Consider the following 17,865-nt stretch of genomic DNA (forward strand, 5'->3'; position numbering starts at 1 on the left):
AAAACGTTTTCGGGACGCGGATATTATGCGATGGTCACTTCATCGTCGAGGTAAACGTCCTGAATGGCGTGCAGCAGGGCGATGCCGTCCTTCATCGGACGCTGGAAGGCCTTGCGGCCGCTGATGAGTCCCATGCCCCCGGCGCGCTTGTTGATCACGGCCGTCGTGACGGCCTCCTTCAGATCGGACTCCCCGCGCGACTCGCCGCCCGAGTTGATCAGCCCCACGCGGCCCATGTAGCCGTTGGCCACCTGATAGCGGCAGAGGTCGATGGGGTGGTCCGAAGTCAGCTCCGTGTAGACCTTGTCGCTGGTCTTGCCGAAGCCGACAGCCCGGAAGCCGCCGTTGTTCGACGGAAGTTTCTGCTTCACGATGTCGGCCTTGATCGTCACGCCCAGGTGGTCGGCCTGCCCCGTGAGGTCGGCCGAAGCGTGGTAGTCGACGCCGTCCTTCCTGAAACCCTCGTTGCGCAGGTAGCACCACAGGATCGTCGCCATGCCCAGTTCGTGCGCCAGGTCGAACGCCTGCGCGATCTCGACCAGTTGGCGGCGGCTCTCCGGCGAACCGAAATAGATCGTGGCCCCGACGGCCTGGGCGCCCATGTTCCAGGCGTCGCGCACCGTGCCGAACAGCACCTGGTCGTAGGTGTTGGGGTAAGACAACAGCTCGTTGTGGTTGATCTTGACGATGAAGGGGATTTTGTGCGCGTATCTGCGCGCCACGGCGCCCAGCACGCCGAAGGTCGAGGCGACGGCGTTGCAGCCGCCTTCGAGGGCGAGTTTCAGAATGTTTTCCGGATCGAAATAGGCGGGGTTCGGGGCGAACGAAGCGCCCGCGGCGTGCTCGATGCCCTGGTCCACGGGCAGAATCGAGACATAGCCCGTGCGGCCCAGCCGTCCGTTCGAGAGAATCCATTGCAGGCTGCCCAGCGTACGGACGTTACGGTCGGATTCGGTCCAGATGCGGTCCACGGTGTCGGGTCCCGGCAGGTACAACGACTTCTTGTCGATGGTGCGGCATACGTGGGAGAGGTAGTAGCCGGCCTGCTCCCCTAAAATTTCAACTGTCTTGCTCATAATCGCTGTGTTTTGGTCATTTTACGAATCCTTTGCAATTCCGGGTCCAATCGGGTCCCGTTCTCGGTCTAAAAGTTACCAAAAATCCGGGACGTTATTCCCGGCGCGGAAGGCGGAGAACGAATTCGGGCCGAATGGGGTAGAGGTAGGACAAAAATGGTAAACGGGTGCGCCCGTTCGGGGTATGCGGCACAGCCTGTTCAAAACGTTCCGGTTGCCGCAGAGCGGACACCGCCGGAACACAATCCGGTCCGGACGGAGAGTTTCCCGCCCGGACCGGATAAAGGACCTGAAATCGGATGTCTATTTTTTGGTGTTGCGATATTCGGTGGGCGATTCTCCCGTGTGTTTTTTAAAAAAGCGCCCGAGATAGGACTGGTCGGGGAACCGGAGGCGGTAGGCGATCTCCTGCACCGAGAGGTCGGTCGACTGAAGCATCATCTTGATCTCCAGCATCACCGAGCGGTCGATGAACTCCTTGGCCGAACTGTGCGCCACGCTGCGCACGATGGTCGACAGATAGCGGGTCGAAATGCAGAGTTTGTCGGCGTAAAACGACACCTCGCGCTCCTGGGCGCAATGCTCGTGCACGAGGGCGACGAAACGATGGAACAGTTCCGACTGCCGCGTGGTCGTCTCCGGCACGCGGTGCTGCCGGGCGGCGAAGCGCTGCATCTTGTCGTAACTCTCCAGCAGCACGTTCTGCAGGCGGTTCTTGATGATCGTATTGCGGAACACGTTGCTGCGGTCACGGTAGGTGTAGGCCGCCATCTGAAACCAGATCGAAGCCCCCTCGACGATCCGCTGGGGCGGGTGGGAGATCGGCCGCTCGCGCAGAGCGTGGAAAAACGAAGGGTCCATCCGGAAGGCCGCCTCGGAAAAGAGGTCCCGCGAAAAAGCGCAGTAGGTCGCCCGAAAATCCTCCGTGCGGTCGGTGAGCATGAAGATAGATCCGGGCAGCAGCAACACCATCGTATTGCGACGCACCTGCCCCTGGTACTGGTTGACGGTGGCGTCGGCGCTGCCGCTGCGGCAGAAGAGAATCGCACCTCCTTCCACACGGCAGGCGTAATTGCCGAAAAAGGCGAAATCGGATTCGCCCACAACAAATTGCTCCTCGGGAGTGGTGATTAGCGGATTGACCTGTGGCATACAATTCTTTTTTCGAACAAAAATAATGAAATTTTCGATAAATGTTCCATTTTTATTCCGAAAAGTACCAATTCTGTTCGCAATAAAGGGTACATTGATACCGTTTTTAAAATACTTTTGCACCTGAAAAAGTTTTTTAGTCCAATTAGTTAAAGGAATTGTTATGAAGCAAACATTTGTGAAAGCTGCCGTTTTGGCATGCTGCATGGCGGCCGTCGGATGCAAACAGGCTCCGATGACAATGGGCCCCGGCGAATACGCCGTAATGACCATCGCCACCACCGACCGGGAAATCCCGAGCAACTACTCGGCGACGATCCGCGGCCGTCAGGACATCGCAATCTATCCGCAGGTTTCGGGAACGATCTCACAGCTCTGCGTCAACGAAGGTCAGAAAGTCGCCAAGGGACAGACCCTTTTCATCATCGACCAGGTTCCCTACAAAGCCGCCTTGCAGACCGCCGAAGCCAACGTCGAGGCCGCCAAAGCCGGCGTGGCCACCGCACAGCTCACCTACGACAGCAAGAAGGAGCTTTTCGCCCGCAACGTCGTTTCGCAGTTCGACCTCTCGACGGCCAACAACAACCTGCTCACGGCCAAGGCGCAGCTCGCGCAGGCCGAAGCGCAGCGCGTGAACGCCGCCAACAACCTCTCCTATACGGTCGTGAAGGCTCCGACCGACGGCGTGGTGGGAACGCTGCCGTACCGCGTCGGCGCGCTGGTGAGCGCTTCGATCCCGCAGCCGCTGACCACCGTGTCGGACAACTCGGAGATGTACGTCTACTTCTCGATGACCGAGAACCAGCTCCTGGCCCTGACGCGCCAGTACGGCTCGATCGCCGAGACGCTCAAGAGCATGCCGGGCGTGCAGTTGCAGCTCAGCGACGGTTCGACCTACGACCAGACGGGCCGCGTGGAATCGATCAGCGGCGTCATCGACACCTCGACGGGCAGCGTGTCGCTGCGCGCGGCATTCCCCAACCCGAACGGACTGCTGCACAGCGGCGGCGCGGGCAACGTCATCCTGCCGAGCATCTACAAGGATTGCATCGCCGTTCCGCAGGCCGCGACGTTCGAACTCCAGGACAAAGTATACGTATATAAAGTAGTGGACGGCAAGGCCACTTCGGCGATGATCGACGTCGAGAAAATCTCGAACGGCCGCGAGTACATCGCCCGCACGGGACTCGTACCGGGCGACGTGATCGTAGCCGAAGGCGTGGGTCTGCTGCGCGAAGGCACGCCCATCGTTCCGAAGGGCCAGGCCGCAGCAGCCGCTGCCGCAGCTCCCGCAACCGACGAGGCCGCCGCTCAAACCCAAACCGAGAAGGAGGAATAACCTATGACACTCAAGCATTTCATAGAACGACCCGTATTGGCGTCGGTCATATCGATCGTAATCGTAATCGCCGGTCTGATCGGTCTGGCGACGCTGCCCATCGAGCAGTATCCCGACATCGCGCCCCCGACGGTCATGGTGCGCGCCTCCTACCCGGGAGCCAGCGCCGAGACGATTCAGAAGTCGGTCATCGTACCGCTCGAACAGGCCATCAACGGTGTGGAGGACATGACCTACATGACCTCCAGCGCAGCCGTCGGCAGCGCCTCCGTGACGATCTATTTCCGCCAGGGAACCAACGCCGACATGGCGGCCGTCAACGTACAGAACAAAGTGTCGCGCGCCACCGGCCAGCTGCCCTCCGAGGTCACGCAGATCGGTGTGACGACCATGAAACGCCAGACCTCGATGGTCAAGATCTTCTCGCTTTACAGCCCCGACGACTCCTACGACGAGTTCTTCCTGGCGAACTACTCGAAGATCAACATCGAACCGCGCATCCAGCGTATCCACGGTGTCGGCGAGGTGTTCACCCTCGGCGCCGACTACTCGATGCGCATCTGGATGAAGCCCGACATAATGGCCCAGTACAAACTCATCCCGTCGGACGTGACGGCGGCGCTGGCCGAGCAGAACATCGAGTCGGCGACCGGTACGCTGGGCGAGAACTCCCAGAACACGTTCCAGTACACGATGAAATACCGCGGACGCCACCAGACGCCCGAGGAGTTCGGTGAGATCGTGATCCGGGCCAACTCCGACGGCACGCTCCTGCGCCTGAAGGACATCGCCGACATCGAACTGGGCAGCGAATCCTACGCTTACAAGGGCTACACCAACGGCCACCCGGGCGTCAGCACCATGATCTTCCAGACCGCCGGCTCGAACGCCACGCAGGTCGTGAACGACGTCAACGCCCTGCTCGACGAAGTGCAGGCCGAACTGCCGAAAGGCATTGCCGTCGCACACCTCCAGAGCGTGAACGACTTCCTCTACGCCTCGATGAAAGAGGTGGTCAAGACCCTGTTCGAGGCTATCCTTCTCGTGATCCTTGTGGTGTACGTCTTCCTGCAGGACATCCGTTCGACGCTCATCCCCACGGTATCGATCCTCGTGGCGCTGATCGGAACCTTCGGCTTCCTCGCATTCGCCGGATTCTCGATCAACCTGCTGACCCTCTTCGCGCTGGTTCTTGCGATCGGTACGGTCGTCGACGACGCCATCATCGTCGTCGAAGCCGTGCAGGCGCGCTTCGACGCGGGCTACAAATCCTCGTACATGGCGACCATCGACGCCATGTCGGGTATCACGTCGGCTATCGTAACGTCGACGCTGGTCTTCATGGCCGTGTTCATCCCCGTAGCCATGATGGGCGGAACGTCGGGCGTCTTCTACACGCAGTTCGGTATCACGATGGCCGTGGCCGTGGGTCTTTCGGCCGTCAACGCCCTTACGCTGTCGCCGGCGCTCTGCGCCATGATCCTGAAGCCGTACCTCGACGAGAACGGCGAGATGCGCGACAACTTCGCGGCACGTTTCCGCAAGGCCTTCAACACGGCATTCGGAGCCATGGTCAACAAATACAAGCACGGCGTGATGCTCTTCATCAAGCACAAGTGGCTGATGTGGTCGACGCTCGGCCTGACCATTGCGGCGCTGGTCCTGCTGATGAACACCACCAAGACGGGTCTGGTTCCCGACGAGGACCAGGGTACGATCATGGTCAACGTCACCACAGCCCCGGGTTCCTCGCTCGCCGAGACCCACAAGGTCATGGAGCAGGTTTCGCAGCGCATCAACGGCATTCCGCAGATCCGCGACTACATGCAGGTGGCCGGTTACGGCATGATCGCCGGACAGGGTTCGTCGTACGGTATGGCCATCATCAAGCTCAAGGACTGGGACGAGCGTCCGAACAAGGAGGATGACGTGAACGCCGTCATCGGCCAGATCTACGGCCGCACCGCCGACATCAAGGACGCACAGATCTTCGCCGTGGCTCCGCCGATGATCTCGGGTTACGGAACCTCGACGGGTTTCTCCATGAACCTGCAGGACAAGACCGGCGGCGACCTGACCGAATTCTACAATATTTATCTGCAATTCATCGGCGCGCTGAACCAGCGTCCGGAGATCGCCCGCGCATACTCGACCTTCAACATCAACTTCCCGCAGTACATGGTGGACATCGACGCGGCGAAGGCCAAGCGTGCCGGCGTGTCGCCGAACGCGATCCTCTCGACCCTGGCGGGCTACTACGGCGGCCAGTACGTTTCGAACATCAACCGATTCTCGAAAATGTACTACGTGACGCTGCAGGCCGACCCGAAATACCGTCTCGACACCGAGTCGCTCAACAACGTCTACGTGCGTTCGAACAGCGGCGAGATGGCTCCCCTGGGCCAGTTCGTGAACCTGACGAGGGTTTACAGTTCCGAGGTGCTGAACCGCTTCAACATGTACAGCTCGATCGCCGTGAACGGTACGGCCGCCGACGGCTATTCGTCGGGCGACGCCATCCGGGCCATCGAGGAGGTCGCCGCACAGGTCCTGCCGAAGGGCTACGGTTACGAATTCGACGGCATCACGCGCGAGGAGGCCCAGACGGGCAGCAACACGGTCGTCATCTTCGGCATCTGCATCCTGCTGATCTACCTCATCCTGAGCGCTCTGTACGAAAGTTTCCTCGTTCCGTTCGCCGTCATTCTGTCGGTTCCGTGCGGTCTGATGGGTTCGTTCCTGCTGGCCAAGATGATGGGACTGGAGAACAACATCTACCTCCAGACGGGTATCATCATGCTGATCGGTCTGTTGTCGAAGACGGCCATCCTGATCACGGAGTACGCCGCCGACCGCCGCGCCGCGGGCATGAGCCTCTCGCAGGCCGCCGTGTCGGCCGCCAAAGCCCGTCTGCGTCCTATTCTGATGACCGTCCTCACCTGCGTGTTCGGTATGATCCCGCTGGTGCTCTCGCACGGCGTAGGCGCAAACGGCAACTCGACCCTCGGTGCGGGTGTCATCGGCGGTATGATCGTAGGTACGCTGGCGCTGCTGTTCCTCGTGCCGACGCTGTTCATCGTCTTCCAGACGTTGCAGGAGAAGGTCAAGCCCCTGGAATTCGATCCCGATCCGCAGTGGGCCGTACGCGCCGAACTGGAAGAGTGTAAAAACGAGAAAGAGGAGGAGTAACACATGAAAAAGATCCTGATTATATGCGCCGCGGCGGCGCTGACCGGCTGCGGCATCTACAAACCCTATACCCGTCCCGAAGTGACGACCGCAGGACTGTACGGATCGGCGGAGACCGCCGACACGACGACCCTGGGCGACATCCGCTGGCAGGAAATGTTCACCGATCCCCAGCTGCAGGCGCTTATCGCGCTTGCGCTGGAGAACAACACCGACCTGCAGTCGGCAGGCTGGCGCGTCAAGGAGGCCGAGGCTACGCTCCAGTCGGCACGCCTGGCTTACCTGCCGTCGTTCAACTTCGCACCGCAGGGCAGTTTGAGCAGCTTCGACGGAGCTACGCCGTCGAAAATCTACTCGATTCCCGTGACAGCCAGCTGGCAGATCGACATCTTCAACGGCCTGACCAACGCCAAACGCAAGTCCAAGGCACTCTATCTCCAGAGCAGGGAGTACGAGCAGGCCGTGAAGACACAGCTGATTTCGGGCGTGGCCAATCTCTATTACACGCTGCTGATGCTCGACAGCCAGTACGAGGTGACGGAAGAGACGGCCGCCAAGTGGCGCCAGAGCGTCGAGGCGATGCGCGCCCTGAAAGAGGCGGGCTACGCCAACGAGGCCGGAGTGGCCCAGTACGAGGCCAACACGCTGGCCATCGAGGCATCGCTGCACGACCTGGGCTACCAGCGTACGCAGGCCGAGAACTCGCTCTGCTCGCTGCTGGGAGAGGTCCCGCACACCATCGCGCGCGGACGTCTCGAAAACCAGCAGCTGCCCGACGACCTGACGGTCGGCGTGCCCCTGCTGATGCTTTCGAACCGTCCCGATGTACGTTCGGCCGAGTATTCGCTCATGCAGTCGTACTACGCCACGGCAAGCGCCCGTTCGTCGCTCTATCCCTCGATCACGCTGAGCGGCACGCTGGGCTGGACCAATAACAGCGGCGGTGCGCAGGGTATCGTCAATCCGGGCAAACTGATCTGGAATGCTGCTGGATCGCTGCTGCAACCGATCTTCAACGCCAACGCCAACCGCGCCCGCGTGAAGATCGCCAAGGCACAACAGGAGGAGTCGAAGCTGGCCTTCCAGCAGACGCTGCTCAACGCAGGCGCCGAGGTCAACAACGCCCTCACGCAGTGCCAGTCGGCCCGTGCCAAGGCAGACCTCCGCGTGCGGCAGATCGAAGCGCTGGAGCGCGCCGTGGAGTCGACCGAACTGCTGATGCAGCACGGTTCGACCACCTACCTCGAAGTGCTGACCGCACAGCAGTCGCTGCTTTCGGCGCAGCTGTCGCAGATCGCAGACCGTTTCGACGAAATCCAGGGAACCGTGAATCTCTATCAGGCTCTCGGAGGCGGACGTGACATTACGGAGGAAAAATAATGAAACGGGGAGTGACCAAAGAAGAGATCATCCACGCTACGCAGGAGCTTATCGCCCGGAACGGCATCCGTGCCGTCCGGGTCGATGAGATCGCGCAGACGCTGGGAATCTCGAAACGCACCCTGTACGAAATGTTCACCGACAAGAACGACCTCGTAGGCGCATGCCTCGACGCCATGAGCCATCAGCAGCAGGAACGCATCGTCGCCTGCCGCAAACGGCGCGGCGGCAATCCGCTGCAAAAAGTGCTCCGGCTGGCGAACGAGTACATCGACAACCTCTATACGGTAGAACACAGTTTTCTGTCGGACATCCGCCGCAAGATCATCTTCGCGGAGCACTACGACGAGCACCGGGAATTCTGGCGCAGGGAACTGACCGACTATCTCGAAACCTGCCGTGAAGAGCAGCTCCTGCTGCCCGAAATCGACGCCCCGGCGTTTGCCGAGCAGCTGATGAGCACGATCCTCGACCTGCGCCTGAACGGCACGGTCCGCGAAGAACTCCGGCTCTTCTGCCGGACGATACTCCGCGGCGCGGCAACCCGGAAGGGCATCGAACTGATCGACCGCAAACCGTGAGGTTTACAACCCGCATGAAAAGCCCTGCAGATTTACTGCGGGGCTTTTTTACGCCCGGAAACGGCATTGCCACCGGACACCGCAAGGCGTCTCCGCCCGGTATCTTCCGGATACGGAAAAGGCTGCGAATGATTCGCAGCCTTTTTCCATGACAGATCGTCTTCTCAATAGATCTTGTCGGCATCGGCGCTTTCCTGATACCACTCCGTGTGCTCCGCTCCGTTGGACGAGGCCCATGTCATGAAGTATTCGTAGACGCCGCGGATGTCGTTCGTCTCGGCAGGGTAGCGGAACTCTCCCGGAATCACCAGTGCCCACATCATGTAGTTGTTCTTGAGCTGGTCACCCTCCGTCACGAAGAACTTGTAAGGGTCCGAAGGCAGGAACGAACCCTTGCCGATGATCCCCGAAGCGGTCGGCGCATAGCCCGGCATGTGAATCTCGCTGGTGCGCTGCTTCGGCGTGATGAAGAAGTTCATCTCCGAATCCAGCACCGAAGCGATGTCCACCGGCTGCGAGAAAGTCACCGTCGTGATGTGTTTCCGGGTTGCGGCGGCCGGGTGTCCCTTCCAGGTGTTCGAGGCACTCAACAGCTCCTCCGTCTTGTTGAAGAACGGAATCACGGCATACGGGCTGTCGGCGTCGAGTCCCTGCGAAGCGAACATGCCGCTGCCGAAACCCTTGTGCGACGACTCGACGTTGGCCACGTCCGACGTCTGCACCTTGTCCATCTGCACGGCTCCGGCGATGTCGTAGGTGGTTCCCGCAGCACACAGCTCCCAGTTGATCGTAAGGGCCGAGACCTTGCTGCCGTCTTTCGACGTCATGCGGTCGATACGGCTCACGATGACCACGTCGTTCATGTCGTAATCGCCCAAATACGGCCAGTTGTCCTCGAAGCAATAGGTATAGGTACGTCCGGGAACGTTCTCATACTCGTCGGGTTCCGGCTCCGGATCGGGATTTACAGGGTCCTTTCCTCCGTTGCAGCCATTTTCGGTGATGACCGTCGTCTGCGATGCCGACATCACGGCGCCGTCGAGAAGATAATTCTTCCGGATCGTGTAATCCTCATCCCGATCATTGTCGTAAACGACTTCGATCGCTCCCGAGAAATAGGTTTCATGCCCTTTGCGGGTATACGCCTTCTCCGAAATCAGGACCACGGCCCTGGGGTCGGCGTCGCCGGTGAACGTAAAATTGTTCTTGCCGCCCTTCTCGTCGATGTTGTATTCCTCCATCGTGAAGATCGCACCGCTGGCCATCGACACGTTCGTATTGTTGAATTCGACCCTTCCGGCGTCGAGTCCGGCATTCGCGCTGAAATTGAACTCCGCCCCCTGGGCTTCCAGTTCGTTCACCGAGGTATGGCAGTTCACCCAGATCGTACCGCGGGCGGTCATCTCTTCGATCGAAGCCCGGCCGCGCTGGTAAATGGTCGTATTGCGCTCGAACTCGCACTCGTCATTCACGACGAGCAGGGCGTTCTCGCAGTTGTGGAACTCGCCGTCGGAATTGATCTTCAGATCGTCGACCGTAACGGCTCCGTCGTTGTAGATCCGCGCGGAGTTCGAAACCTTCATCTCGTCGGTCACGGTCAGCACGGCTGTCGCCGTGTTGTAGATGATCAGCCCGTTATTCATGTCGAGTTTGCCATCGACCGTCAATACACCGTTGTTCACGATACACTTGCCGCTGACATTGGGTTTTTCGACGGACAGCTTACCATCGCTAAAGACATAGACCGCGGCCTCGTCGGCGGCGGAAGGCTGGATATTCATGGTTCCGATCTTCACCTCGCCGCCCGGCAGCACAGCCAGTTTCGCCCGTCCGATATTGAGCGACGAAAGCGTCAGTTTGCCGGCCACATAAAGAACCGGGGTCTGATAGGGGCTGAACCCGCCGTTGAGATCGATCTCGCCCGCAACTTCCGCTCCGGCGGGGATCAGGTATTCGGGAGCGGCGTAAAATGCCCAACTGGCTCCCAGCTGGTAGTTCTTGCCGCTCTCGATCGCGGTAATCACGGCTTTGGGATCGAACGACGCCACATCGGGTGCGTCCATCGTCGGATAAGCGGGCATCGAACTTTCGACCCGGGTATTGGCCGCCAGACGGATCTTCGGCGCAGCGGCAGCCTTCATCGAAGCGCCCGTCACGGCGACCGTGCCGTGCACTCCGGCCATCTTCACCGACTTCGTGCCGTCGGGCAGGGTGGTCTGGACATAGAGGTTTTCAGTCCCGGCGGGCAGCGTAAACGCCGACCGGAAAGGCGCCGCGGATTTCGCCACGCCCCGGGCCACCAGATTCTCCTCCGAAAGGATCGGCGAGGAGTAAATGCGGATCACGGCATACGAAGGCGTCGTTCCTTCCACGACGGGAGCCGAGACCGAAACGTTCACGTCCCGGGTCGTTTTCCAGTTGAAACCGGCGGGAATAGCCCCCGGTGCATCCGGAGTGTCGGGGCTTCCGCCAGGATCTTTCTGACAGGAGGAAGCGACAATAGCCACCGCCATCAAAGCCGTGTAAAGTCTTTTCATATCGTTAAATTTTCAAAATGTGATACATAGTCTTCGCAACAAATATAGGTATTATTTTCTCAACTGCAAAATTTCGCCCATTTATATAACAAAAAAGTTCAATTTTGCTGAAAAACAAAATTCCGGCCGGAAAAGAGGATTTCCGAAAAATTTTCCTATATTTGCACCGAAAGAGCAACAGAAGCGAATGACCAGCCCTGCAACATACGACTGCCGGCGCCGCGGAGAACACCGCGGCACGATGATGATGTCCATGTGCATGTGCAACCGTTTTCGCCGGGTGTAGCTTCTTCATGCACTGAAAATGACACAATCCGGCTTCGTAGAGGTCGGATTTTTTTATCGGATTTTCAACGACAGTATAAACAGCATACCATGGATTCAAAAAAGTACCGTTTCGAAACCCTTCAGATTCACGCGGGCCTGCAACCCGACGAACCCACCGGCGCCCGGGGCGTGGCGATCTATCCCACGGCGGCCTACCGGTTCAAAAACTGCGACCACGCCGCCCGGCTCTTCGAGTTGAGCGAGGGCGGCAACATCTATACGCGCCTGCAAAACCCCACCACGACGGCCTACGAACAGCGCATCGCCGCCCTGTACGGGGCCGTGGGGGCGCTCGCCGTCTCCTCGGGCATGTCGGCCATCCTGATCGCCGTGCTTTCGCTGGCGGCCGAGGGCGACAACATCGTCGCCTCGCCCTTCCTCTACGGCGGCACGTACAACCAGTTCCGCACGTCGCTGCGAAGGCTCGGCATCGACTGCCGCATCGCTCCGAGCGAGCGTCCCGAGGATTTCGAGGCGCTGATCGACAGCCGCACCAAGGCCCTCTACGCCGAGAGCATGGGCAATCCCACCTGCGCGGTCCCCGACCTGGAGGCGCTGGGCAGCCTGGCCCGACGGCGCGACGTTCCGCTGATCGTCGACAACACGTTCGGCGCGGCGGGCTACCTCTGCAACCCGTTCGAGTGGGGCGCCAGCATCGTCGTGGACTCCGCGACGAAGTGGATCAACGGCCACGGTACGGCCATGGGCGGCGTGATCGTCGACGGCGGCAGCTACAACTGGGCGAACGGCAAATTCCCGCAGATCGACGGGCCTTCGGAAGGGTATCACGGGCTGAATTTCCACGAGGCGTTCGGCCCCGCGGCCTTCATCGTCAAATGCCGCGTCGACGGGCTGCGCGACCTGGGGTGCTGCCCCTCGCCGTTCGACTCCTACCTGATGATGATCGGGCTGGAAACCCTCTCGCTGCGCGTGAAGCACCAGGTGGAATCGACCTGGAAACTGGCCGAGTACTGCCGCAGCCACCCGAAGGTCGAGCGGGTCAGCTTCGTGGGATTCGACACGCACCCGAGCCATGAAAACGCCCGCAAATACTACCGCTACGGCTCGTCGGCGGTCTTCACCGTCGAACTCAAGGGCACGCTCGAAAGCACCGTGCGCTTCGTCGAATCGCTCCGCCTGGCGGCCAACATGACCATGATCGGCGACTCGATCACCGTGGTCACCCACCCGGCGTCGACGACCCACAAACAGTTGAGCGACGCCGACCTGGCGGCGGCAGGCGTCACGCCCACGCTGCTGCGCATCTCGCTGGGACTGGAGAACGCCGACGACCTTATCGAGGATTTCGAACAGGCTTTTTCACAAATAGGCTGATGGAACCCCGAATCTACACAGCCCCCGGACCGTTCGAACTCGAAACGGGCCACACGCTGCCCGAACTGCGGATCGCCTACCACACCTACGGCACGCTGAACGCCGCCAAGGACAACGTGGCATGGGTGTGCCACGCACTGACGGCCAATTCGGACGTCGCCGACTGGTGGCCCCACACGGTCGAGGCGGGGCGGTTCCTCGACCCTGCGCGCCATTTCGTCGTCTGCGCCAACATCATCGGGTCGCACTACGGCACGACGGGCCCCCTGCACGTGAATCCCGCCACGGGACGGCCCTGGTACAAGGATTTTCCACCCTTCACGATCCGCGACATCGTGCGGGCGCACCGGCTGCTGGCCGACGCGCTCGGCATCGGGCGCATCGGAACGCTGGTGGGCAGTTCGGTGGGCGGATTCCAGGCCGTGGAGTGGGCCGTCGCGGAACCGGAGCGGATCGAACGGCTCGTGCTGATCGCCACCGCGGCCAAGGCTTCGCCCTGGGCCATCGCCATCGACGAGACGCAGCGCATGGCCATCGAGGCCGATACGACCTTCGGCCAGCCGCGCGACGACGCCGGGATGAAAGGGCTGGCCGCGGCACGGGCCATCGGCCTGCTGAGCTACCGCGGTCCCGAGGGCTACAACCTCACCCAGCAGGACCGCGAGGAGCGTCCCGCGGTGCACCGGGCGTGCACCTACCAGCAGTATCAGGGCGAAAAACTTTGCCGCCGCTACAATGCCTACTCCTATTACGCGATCCTCGACGCCTTCGACACGCACGACGCGGGACGCGGGCGGGGCGGGCTGGAGCAGGCGCTCCGCAGCATCACGGCCCGGACGCTGGTGGTCGGCATCACCACCGACATCATCTTCACCCCGGGGGAGATGCGCACCCTGCACGCGATGATCCCCGGCAGCACATACCACGAAATCGACTCGCCGTTCGGCCACGACGGATTCCTCGTCGAATACGAACAGCTGAACGACATACTGCTACCTTTTATGAACAATTAAAAACCGGATACCCCATGACCAAAATCAAAATCGGACTGTTCGGATTCGGCGTCGTCGGACAGGGCATCTACGAAGTGGTGCGCAAATCGAAGAACGCCCACGCCGAAATCGTGAAAATCTGCGTCCGCGACCCCAAAAAGCCGCGCAAGGTCGAAGTCGACCCTTCGCTGTTCACCACCTCGGTCGACGACATCCTCGACAACCAGAACATCAACCTCGTGGTGGAGGTCATCGACGACGCCGATGCCGCCTACAACATCGTCAAACGGGCCATGCTGCGCGGCATCCCGGTCGTGTCGGGCAGCAAGACGATGCTCGCCAAGCACCTTCCCGAGCTGATCGAGATTCAGAAAACCCGCAACGTGGCGCTGCTCTACGACGCTTCGTCGTGCGGCTCGATCCCCGTGATCCGCAACCTCGAAGAGTACTACGACAATGACCTGCTGCTGGAGGTCAAGGGCATCCTGAACGGTTCGTCGAACTACATCCTCTCGCGCGTCTTCGACCACGAGGACACCTATGCCAACGCCCTCGCCCAGGCGCAGGCGCTGGGTTTCGCCGAAAGCGACCCCTCGTTCGACATCGAAGGCTACGACTCGCTGTTCAAACTGGTGATCATCACCGTGCATGCGCTGGGAACCTACGTCGCCCCGGAGCGCATCTTCACCTACGGCATCTCGACGATCCACGATTCGGACATCCGGTATGCCCGTGAGAAAAACGTGAAAATCAAGCTGGTGGCGCAGGTGGTCAAGGTGAGCGACGAGCACTTCACGATGTTCGTCATGCCGGAGTTCGTGACGCCCGCCAAGTACATTTACAGCGTCGACGACGAATACAACGGCGTGGTGATCCGCGGCGAGTGCTACGACCGGCAGTTCATGTTCGGCAAGGGTGCGGGCAGCCTGCCCACGGCGTCGTCGATCCTGAGCGACATCATGGCGCGGCTGAACAACTACCGCTACGAATACAAGAAGATGAACTACATCGAGAAACCCGACTACACGACCGACATCACGCTGAAAATCTACGCCCGCTACAAGGAGACCGACGTGCAGGGCATTCTGAACTTCTCGAAGATCCACGAACAGTTCATCAGCGAGGAGAGCAACTACGTGATCGGCGAAATTCCGCTGCGCGAACTGCTCGAAAAAAGGGCGCAGCTTTCGGGCAGGGACGTCTTCCTGGCGAACATCCCGATCTTCTTCCTGAACCGCGATTAAACAGAAAAAGGTCCCTTGCCAGGGACCTTTTCCATTTCCTACCGCGCGGCGGCGTCTTTCACGCAGCGGACCGACAGGCCGTATCCGAGGGGAACCTCATCGGTCACCGGATCGGTCGTGGTGCTGTAAGCCAGGCAACCGCTCCGTTCGGCCGTGGCCTCGCTGCTTATCAGATAGCCTTTGTCGGCGTCTCCGTACCGGGTTGTCGTGCCGTTCACGATCCAGTACCCGGCACACCTGAAAAATCCGGCCGCAGGCCCGACGGCAAGGAGCGCTTCGAGTTCGGCCAGCGCCGGAATGTGCCAGCCCTCGGGGCAGATGCCCCGCAGCGGCGTTCCGGACCGGACAGACACGCCGCCCGTCGCCGTCGCATAATCGTACAGCAGTCCCTTTTCCGCCACCGCGGAAAGCCCCTCCTCGGGATACCATACGCCCTCGCCGATCTCCGTACCCGCAGGCCGGTAACGCAGGTTCTCGGCCATCCATACCTGCCCGCCGATCTTCGCCGTGCGGTAGGTCTCGCCGCCGTATTCCAGTTCGGAAGACTCTCCGCCGTTGCCCTCGTCGAGCGAACCTCCGTCGTCCCAGTCGCTGACCTCGCCGCTCAGCTTCAGTTCGATGTCGATGTTGGTGACGAGCACCGACATGTCGTACCTTCGGCCGCTTTCGAGCGTCGCCGAAGAGAGAGTCTTGCTGCGGCTTTTGCCGTCGCGCGTGGAGACCGTGACGGTCAGCGCCCCCTGCTGCGGCACGAGAATCACACGGTAGGAGGCGTCGGGCGTCGCCTCGAAGGTTTTGATTTCAGCGACCGCCGCGCCGGCTTTCGCCGCAACCGTCGGCACGGAAAGATCGACCGAGGCCGTCGGGACGAATCCGCCCACGGTGACGCCCGAAACCGCGGCATCGGAATTATTGGTAATGACGATGGTCAGCTGTGACATCAGGTGATAGAACAGCATCCCGACGGGCGCACCTGTGGGTGTCACGTTCTTCGCCACGGCTCCCAGCAGGTCCGAGGAGGCGCAGCCCGCGGTCTGGTCCTGCGCCACGGAGAACTCGTCGGGAACGCCCGACGCCGAATAGGGGAAATAGGCCGTGAGCGTCGAGGTTTCGTTCAGGTCGTTGTACCACAGCAGGCCGGAAGCCGTGAACGCCGAGCCGTCGTAGGTCATCGGATGGTTCCGGACGTAATCCGAGCCGTTCTTCGTGACGGTCAGGCCGATGCAGTCGCCCGTATCGAAATGGAGTCCCGTGACGCGGGTTTTGATCGAAGGCGTGATCCGGATACCGGGAACCGCATCCCGTTTATCGGCACAGCCGGACGCAGCGGCGAGGCCCGCCGCCAGGAGGGCAAAAAGGAGTTGTCTTTTCATCATTCAAGTTTATTTTCGTGACTTTTAAGCACAAAAATAAAACTTTTTATGTTATTCACAAGACCTTCGGTCAGTTTTTGTAGTACGATTCGTCGAGTCCGAGCGTGAAATTCCCGCGCCGGAACCAGGTGACGACGGCCAGCGCGAACACCAGCGCGGCATTGAAGAAGAAGGGGAAACGGTCACTGTGGGTGTGGAACAGATGGCGGAACATGTCCATGATGAAGGGGCAGATCATCACCGCAAGGTAGTTCATCGCCATGACGAACGACAGCGCGAGCGTCGCGGCACGGGGCGGGGCGATGGTCGCCGCCTTGTCGTAGATGACAGGCTGGATCACCCCGTAGCCGAAGCCCGTGAGCAGCGCCCCGACGACGAGCATCGTCTTGTCGCGGAAGATGCCCACGCACAGCAGCCCCGCGCAGATCAGCCCCAGCGACACGAGGTTGACGTTCTGCTTCAGCGCACGGATGATCCGGTCGATAAACAGCCCGGGAAGCATGATCGCCAGGAAGAACAGCGAGATCAGCACGCCCGAGAACGAACTGCGGATCTTGTAGTCGTCGACCAGGAACGAAGCGTAGAAGGCGATGGCCAGCACGGCGTAAGTGGCGAAGAAGTAAAAGAGCATCAGCCCGACGAGTTTGCCCCGGTCGATCCGCTTGTGGCGCATCTGGATGCTCTGCTCCGGCTCGGGCGTGGAGCGGCTGCGCCGGAGGAAGAACGACAGCGCGAGCGAGATGCCCGGCAGGGTATAGACCAGGAAGGGCAGATGCCAGTTGACATCGGCCAGGTAGCCCGTCACGGCGGTCGCCACGACGAGCGTGAGGTTGTTGATCGCCGAACTGTAGCCCAGCTGCCGGACGCGGCGGTCGCCCGTGAAATAGTCGACGATCAGACCCGTCGAGAGGGGGATGACCATGCCGGCGCCGACGCCGAGGATGCAGCTGATGACGATGAGCCATGCCATGCTGCGGGCGAACAGGCAGGCCACGCCGCTCAAAAAGAAAATCGAAAGCCCGACGATCAGGATTTTGAGTTTGTCCCTCCCCTCGGAGAGTTTTCCGGAGAGCAGCACGAAGGGGATGATCAGCAGCGACGGCAGCGAGGTGAGCATCTGGATTTCGAGGTCCGTGACCTTGGGAAACACCTTGTTCAGATCGCCCAGAATAGGGGAGACTGCCAGTCCGGGCAGCGACGCAATGGCCGACACGGACCAGATCGCCAGCAGCACGACGAGCGTAATGGAGCCTTTTCCTGTTTTGATTTTCATGTCCGGAATTTTAGTACCGCTATCCCCGCAACTGTTATACCAAACGAAAACGGGCCGGCATCGAGGC

Annotated in this window: 12 protein-coding genes; 7 read left to right on the top strand and 5 right to left on the bottom strand. The window is 60.5% G+C overall.

The features are described from left to right. Positions 1 to 23 precede the first annotated feature (23 nt). Both ACGHP5_RS16025 and ACGHP5_RS16030 read right to left on the bottom strand, forming a co-directional pair. Positions 24 to 1,076 (bottom strand): class I fructose-bisphosphate aldolase, encoded by a 1,053-nt coding sequence (locus ACGHP5_RS16025; protein ID WP_337657916.1) that lies wholly within the window; start codon positions 1,074 to 1,076, stop codon positions 24 to 26. Positions 1,077 to 1,379: 303 nt separating this feature from the next. Further along, a complete protein-coding gene (locus ACGHP5_RS16030; RefSeq protein ID WP_337756271.1) occupies positions 1,380 to 2,228 on the bottom strand; it encodes a helix-turn-helix domain-containing protein in 849 nt (282 codons plus the stop codon). A gap of 163 nt (positions 2,229 to 2,391) precedes the next feature. Here ACGHP5_RS16030 and ACGHP5_RS16035 point away from each other — a divergent pair, with 163 nt between their 5' ends. The 4 genes from ACGHP5_RS16035 to ACGHP5_RS16050 are packed head-to-tail and all read left to right on the top strand — an operon-like array spanning position 2,392 to position 8,717. Then, positions 2,392 to 3,567: an efflux RND transporter periplasmic adaptor subunit gene (locus ACGHP5_RS16035; RefSeq protein WP_290531949.1), complete on the top strand. Its 1,176-nt coding sequence runs from the start codon at positions 2,392 to 2,394 to the stop codon at positions 3,565 to 3,567. 3 nt (positions 3,568 to 3,570) lie between these two features. Further along, positions 3,571 to 6,756, top strand: a complete 3,186-nt coding sequence (locus ACGHP5_RS16040) for an efflux RND transporter permease subunit (protein WP_390567684.1) — start codon at positions 3,571 to 3,573, stop codon at positions 6,754 to 6,756. Between the two features lie 3 nt (positions 6,757 to 6,759). Beyond that, a complete protein-coding gene (locus ACGHP5_RS16045; RefSeq protein ID WP_295900750.1) occupies positions 6,760 to 8,136 on the top strand; it encodes a TolC family protein in 1,377 nt (458 codons plus the stop codon). Further along, the gene (locus ACGHP5_RS16050) at positions 8,136 to 8,717 is read left to right on the top strand and encodes a TetR/AcrR family transcriptional regulator (protein ID WP_290531952.1); all 582 of its coding nucleotides are present in this window, start codon (positions 8,136 to 8,138) and stop codon (positions 8,715 to 8,717) included. The genes ACGHP5_RS16045 and ACGHP5_RS16050 overlap by 1 nt, the downstream gene beginning before the upstream one ends. 164 nt (positions 8,718 to 8,881) lie before the next feature. On the opposite strand, the gene ACGHP5_RS16055 is transcribed toward ACGHP5_RS16050, so the two are convergent. Next, the gene (locus ACGHP5_RS16055; protein WP_337772201.1) at positions 8,882 to 11,254 is read right to left on the bottom strand and encodes an LruC domain-containing protein; all 2,373 of its coding nucleotides are present in this window, start codon (positions 11,252 to 11,254) and stop codon (positions 8,882 to 8,884) included. A 375-nt stretch (positions 11,255 to 11,629) separates the two neighbouring features. On the opposite strand from ACGHP5_RS16055, the gene ACGHP5_RS16060 reads away from it, so the two are divergent. Genes ACGHP5_RS16060 through ACGHP5_RS16070 form a run of 3 tightly spaced genes read left to right on the top strand, consistent with a single transcriptional unit; the run spans position 11,630 to position 15,152 of the window. Continuing rightward, entirely contained in the window at positions 11,630 to 12,916 is a 1,287-nt protein-coding gene (locus tag ACGHP5_RS16060; RefSeq protein WP_295900756.1) for an O-acetylhomoserine aminocarboxypropyltransferase/cysteine synthase family protein, read from the top strand. Next, complete coding sequence (gene metX / locus ACGHP5_RS16065) at positions 12,916 to 13,929, top strand: homoserine O-acetyltransferase (protein ID WP_290531956.1); 1,014 nt, start codon at positions 12,916 to 12,918, stop codon at positions 13,927 to 13,929. The genes ACGHP5_RS16060 and metX overlap by 1 nt, the downstream gene beginning before the upstream one ends. Before the next feature lie 14 nt (positions 13,930 to 13,943). Further along, positions 13,944 to 15,152, top strand: coding sequence for a homoserine dehydrogenase (locus ACGHP5_RS16070; protein ID WP_290531957.1), 1,209 nt, complete (start codon positions 13,944 to 13,946; stop codon positions 15,150 to 15,152). Positions 15,153 to 15,190: 38 nt separating this feature from the next. Here ACGHP5_RS16070 and ACGHP5_RS16075 read toward each other — a convergent pair whose 3' ends face one another. Next, a complete protein-coding gene (locus tag ACGHP5_RS16075) occupies positions 15,191 to 16,528 on the bottom strand; it encodes a fimbrillin family protein (RefSeq protein WP_390567688.1) in 1,338 nt (445 codons plus the stop codon). A gap of 67 nt (positions 16,529 to 16,595) precedes the next feature. Further along, the gene (locus tag ACGHP5_RS16080; RefSeq protein WP_290531959.1) at positions 16,596 to 17,798 is read right to left on the bottom strand and encodes an MFS transporter; all 1,203 of its coding nucleotides are present in this window, start codon (positions 17,796 to 17,798) and stop codon (positions 16,596 to 16,598) included. Positions 17,799 to 17,865: the final 67 nt, after the last annotated feature.

This window comes from Alistipes sp. i18-0019-D1, from assembly GCF_042852885.1.
In the GTDB taxonomy this organism is placed as follows: Bacteria; Bacteroidota; Bacteroidia; order Bacteroidales; family Rikenellaceae; genus Alistipes.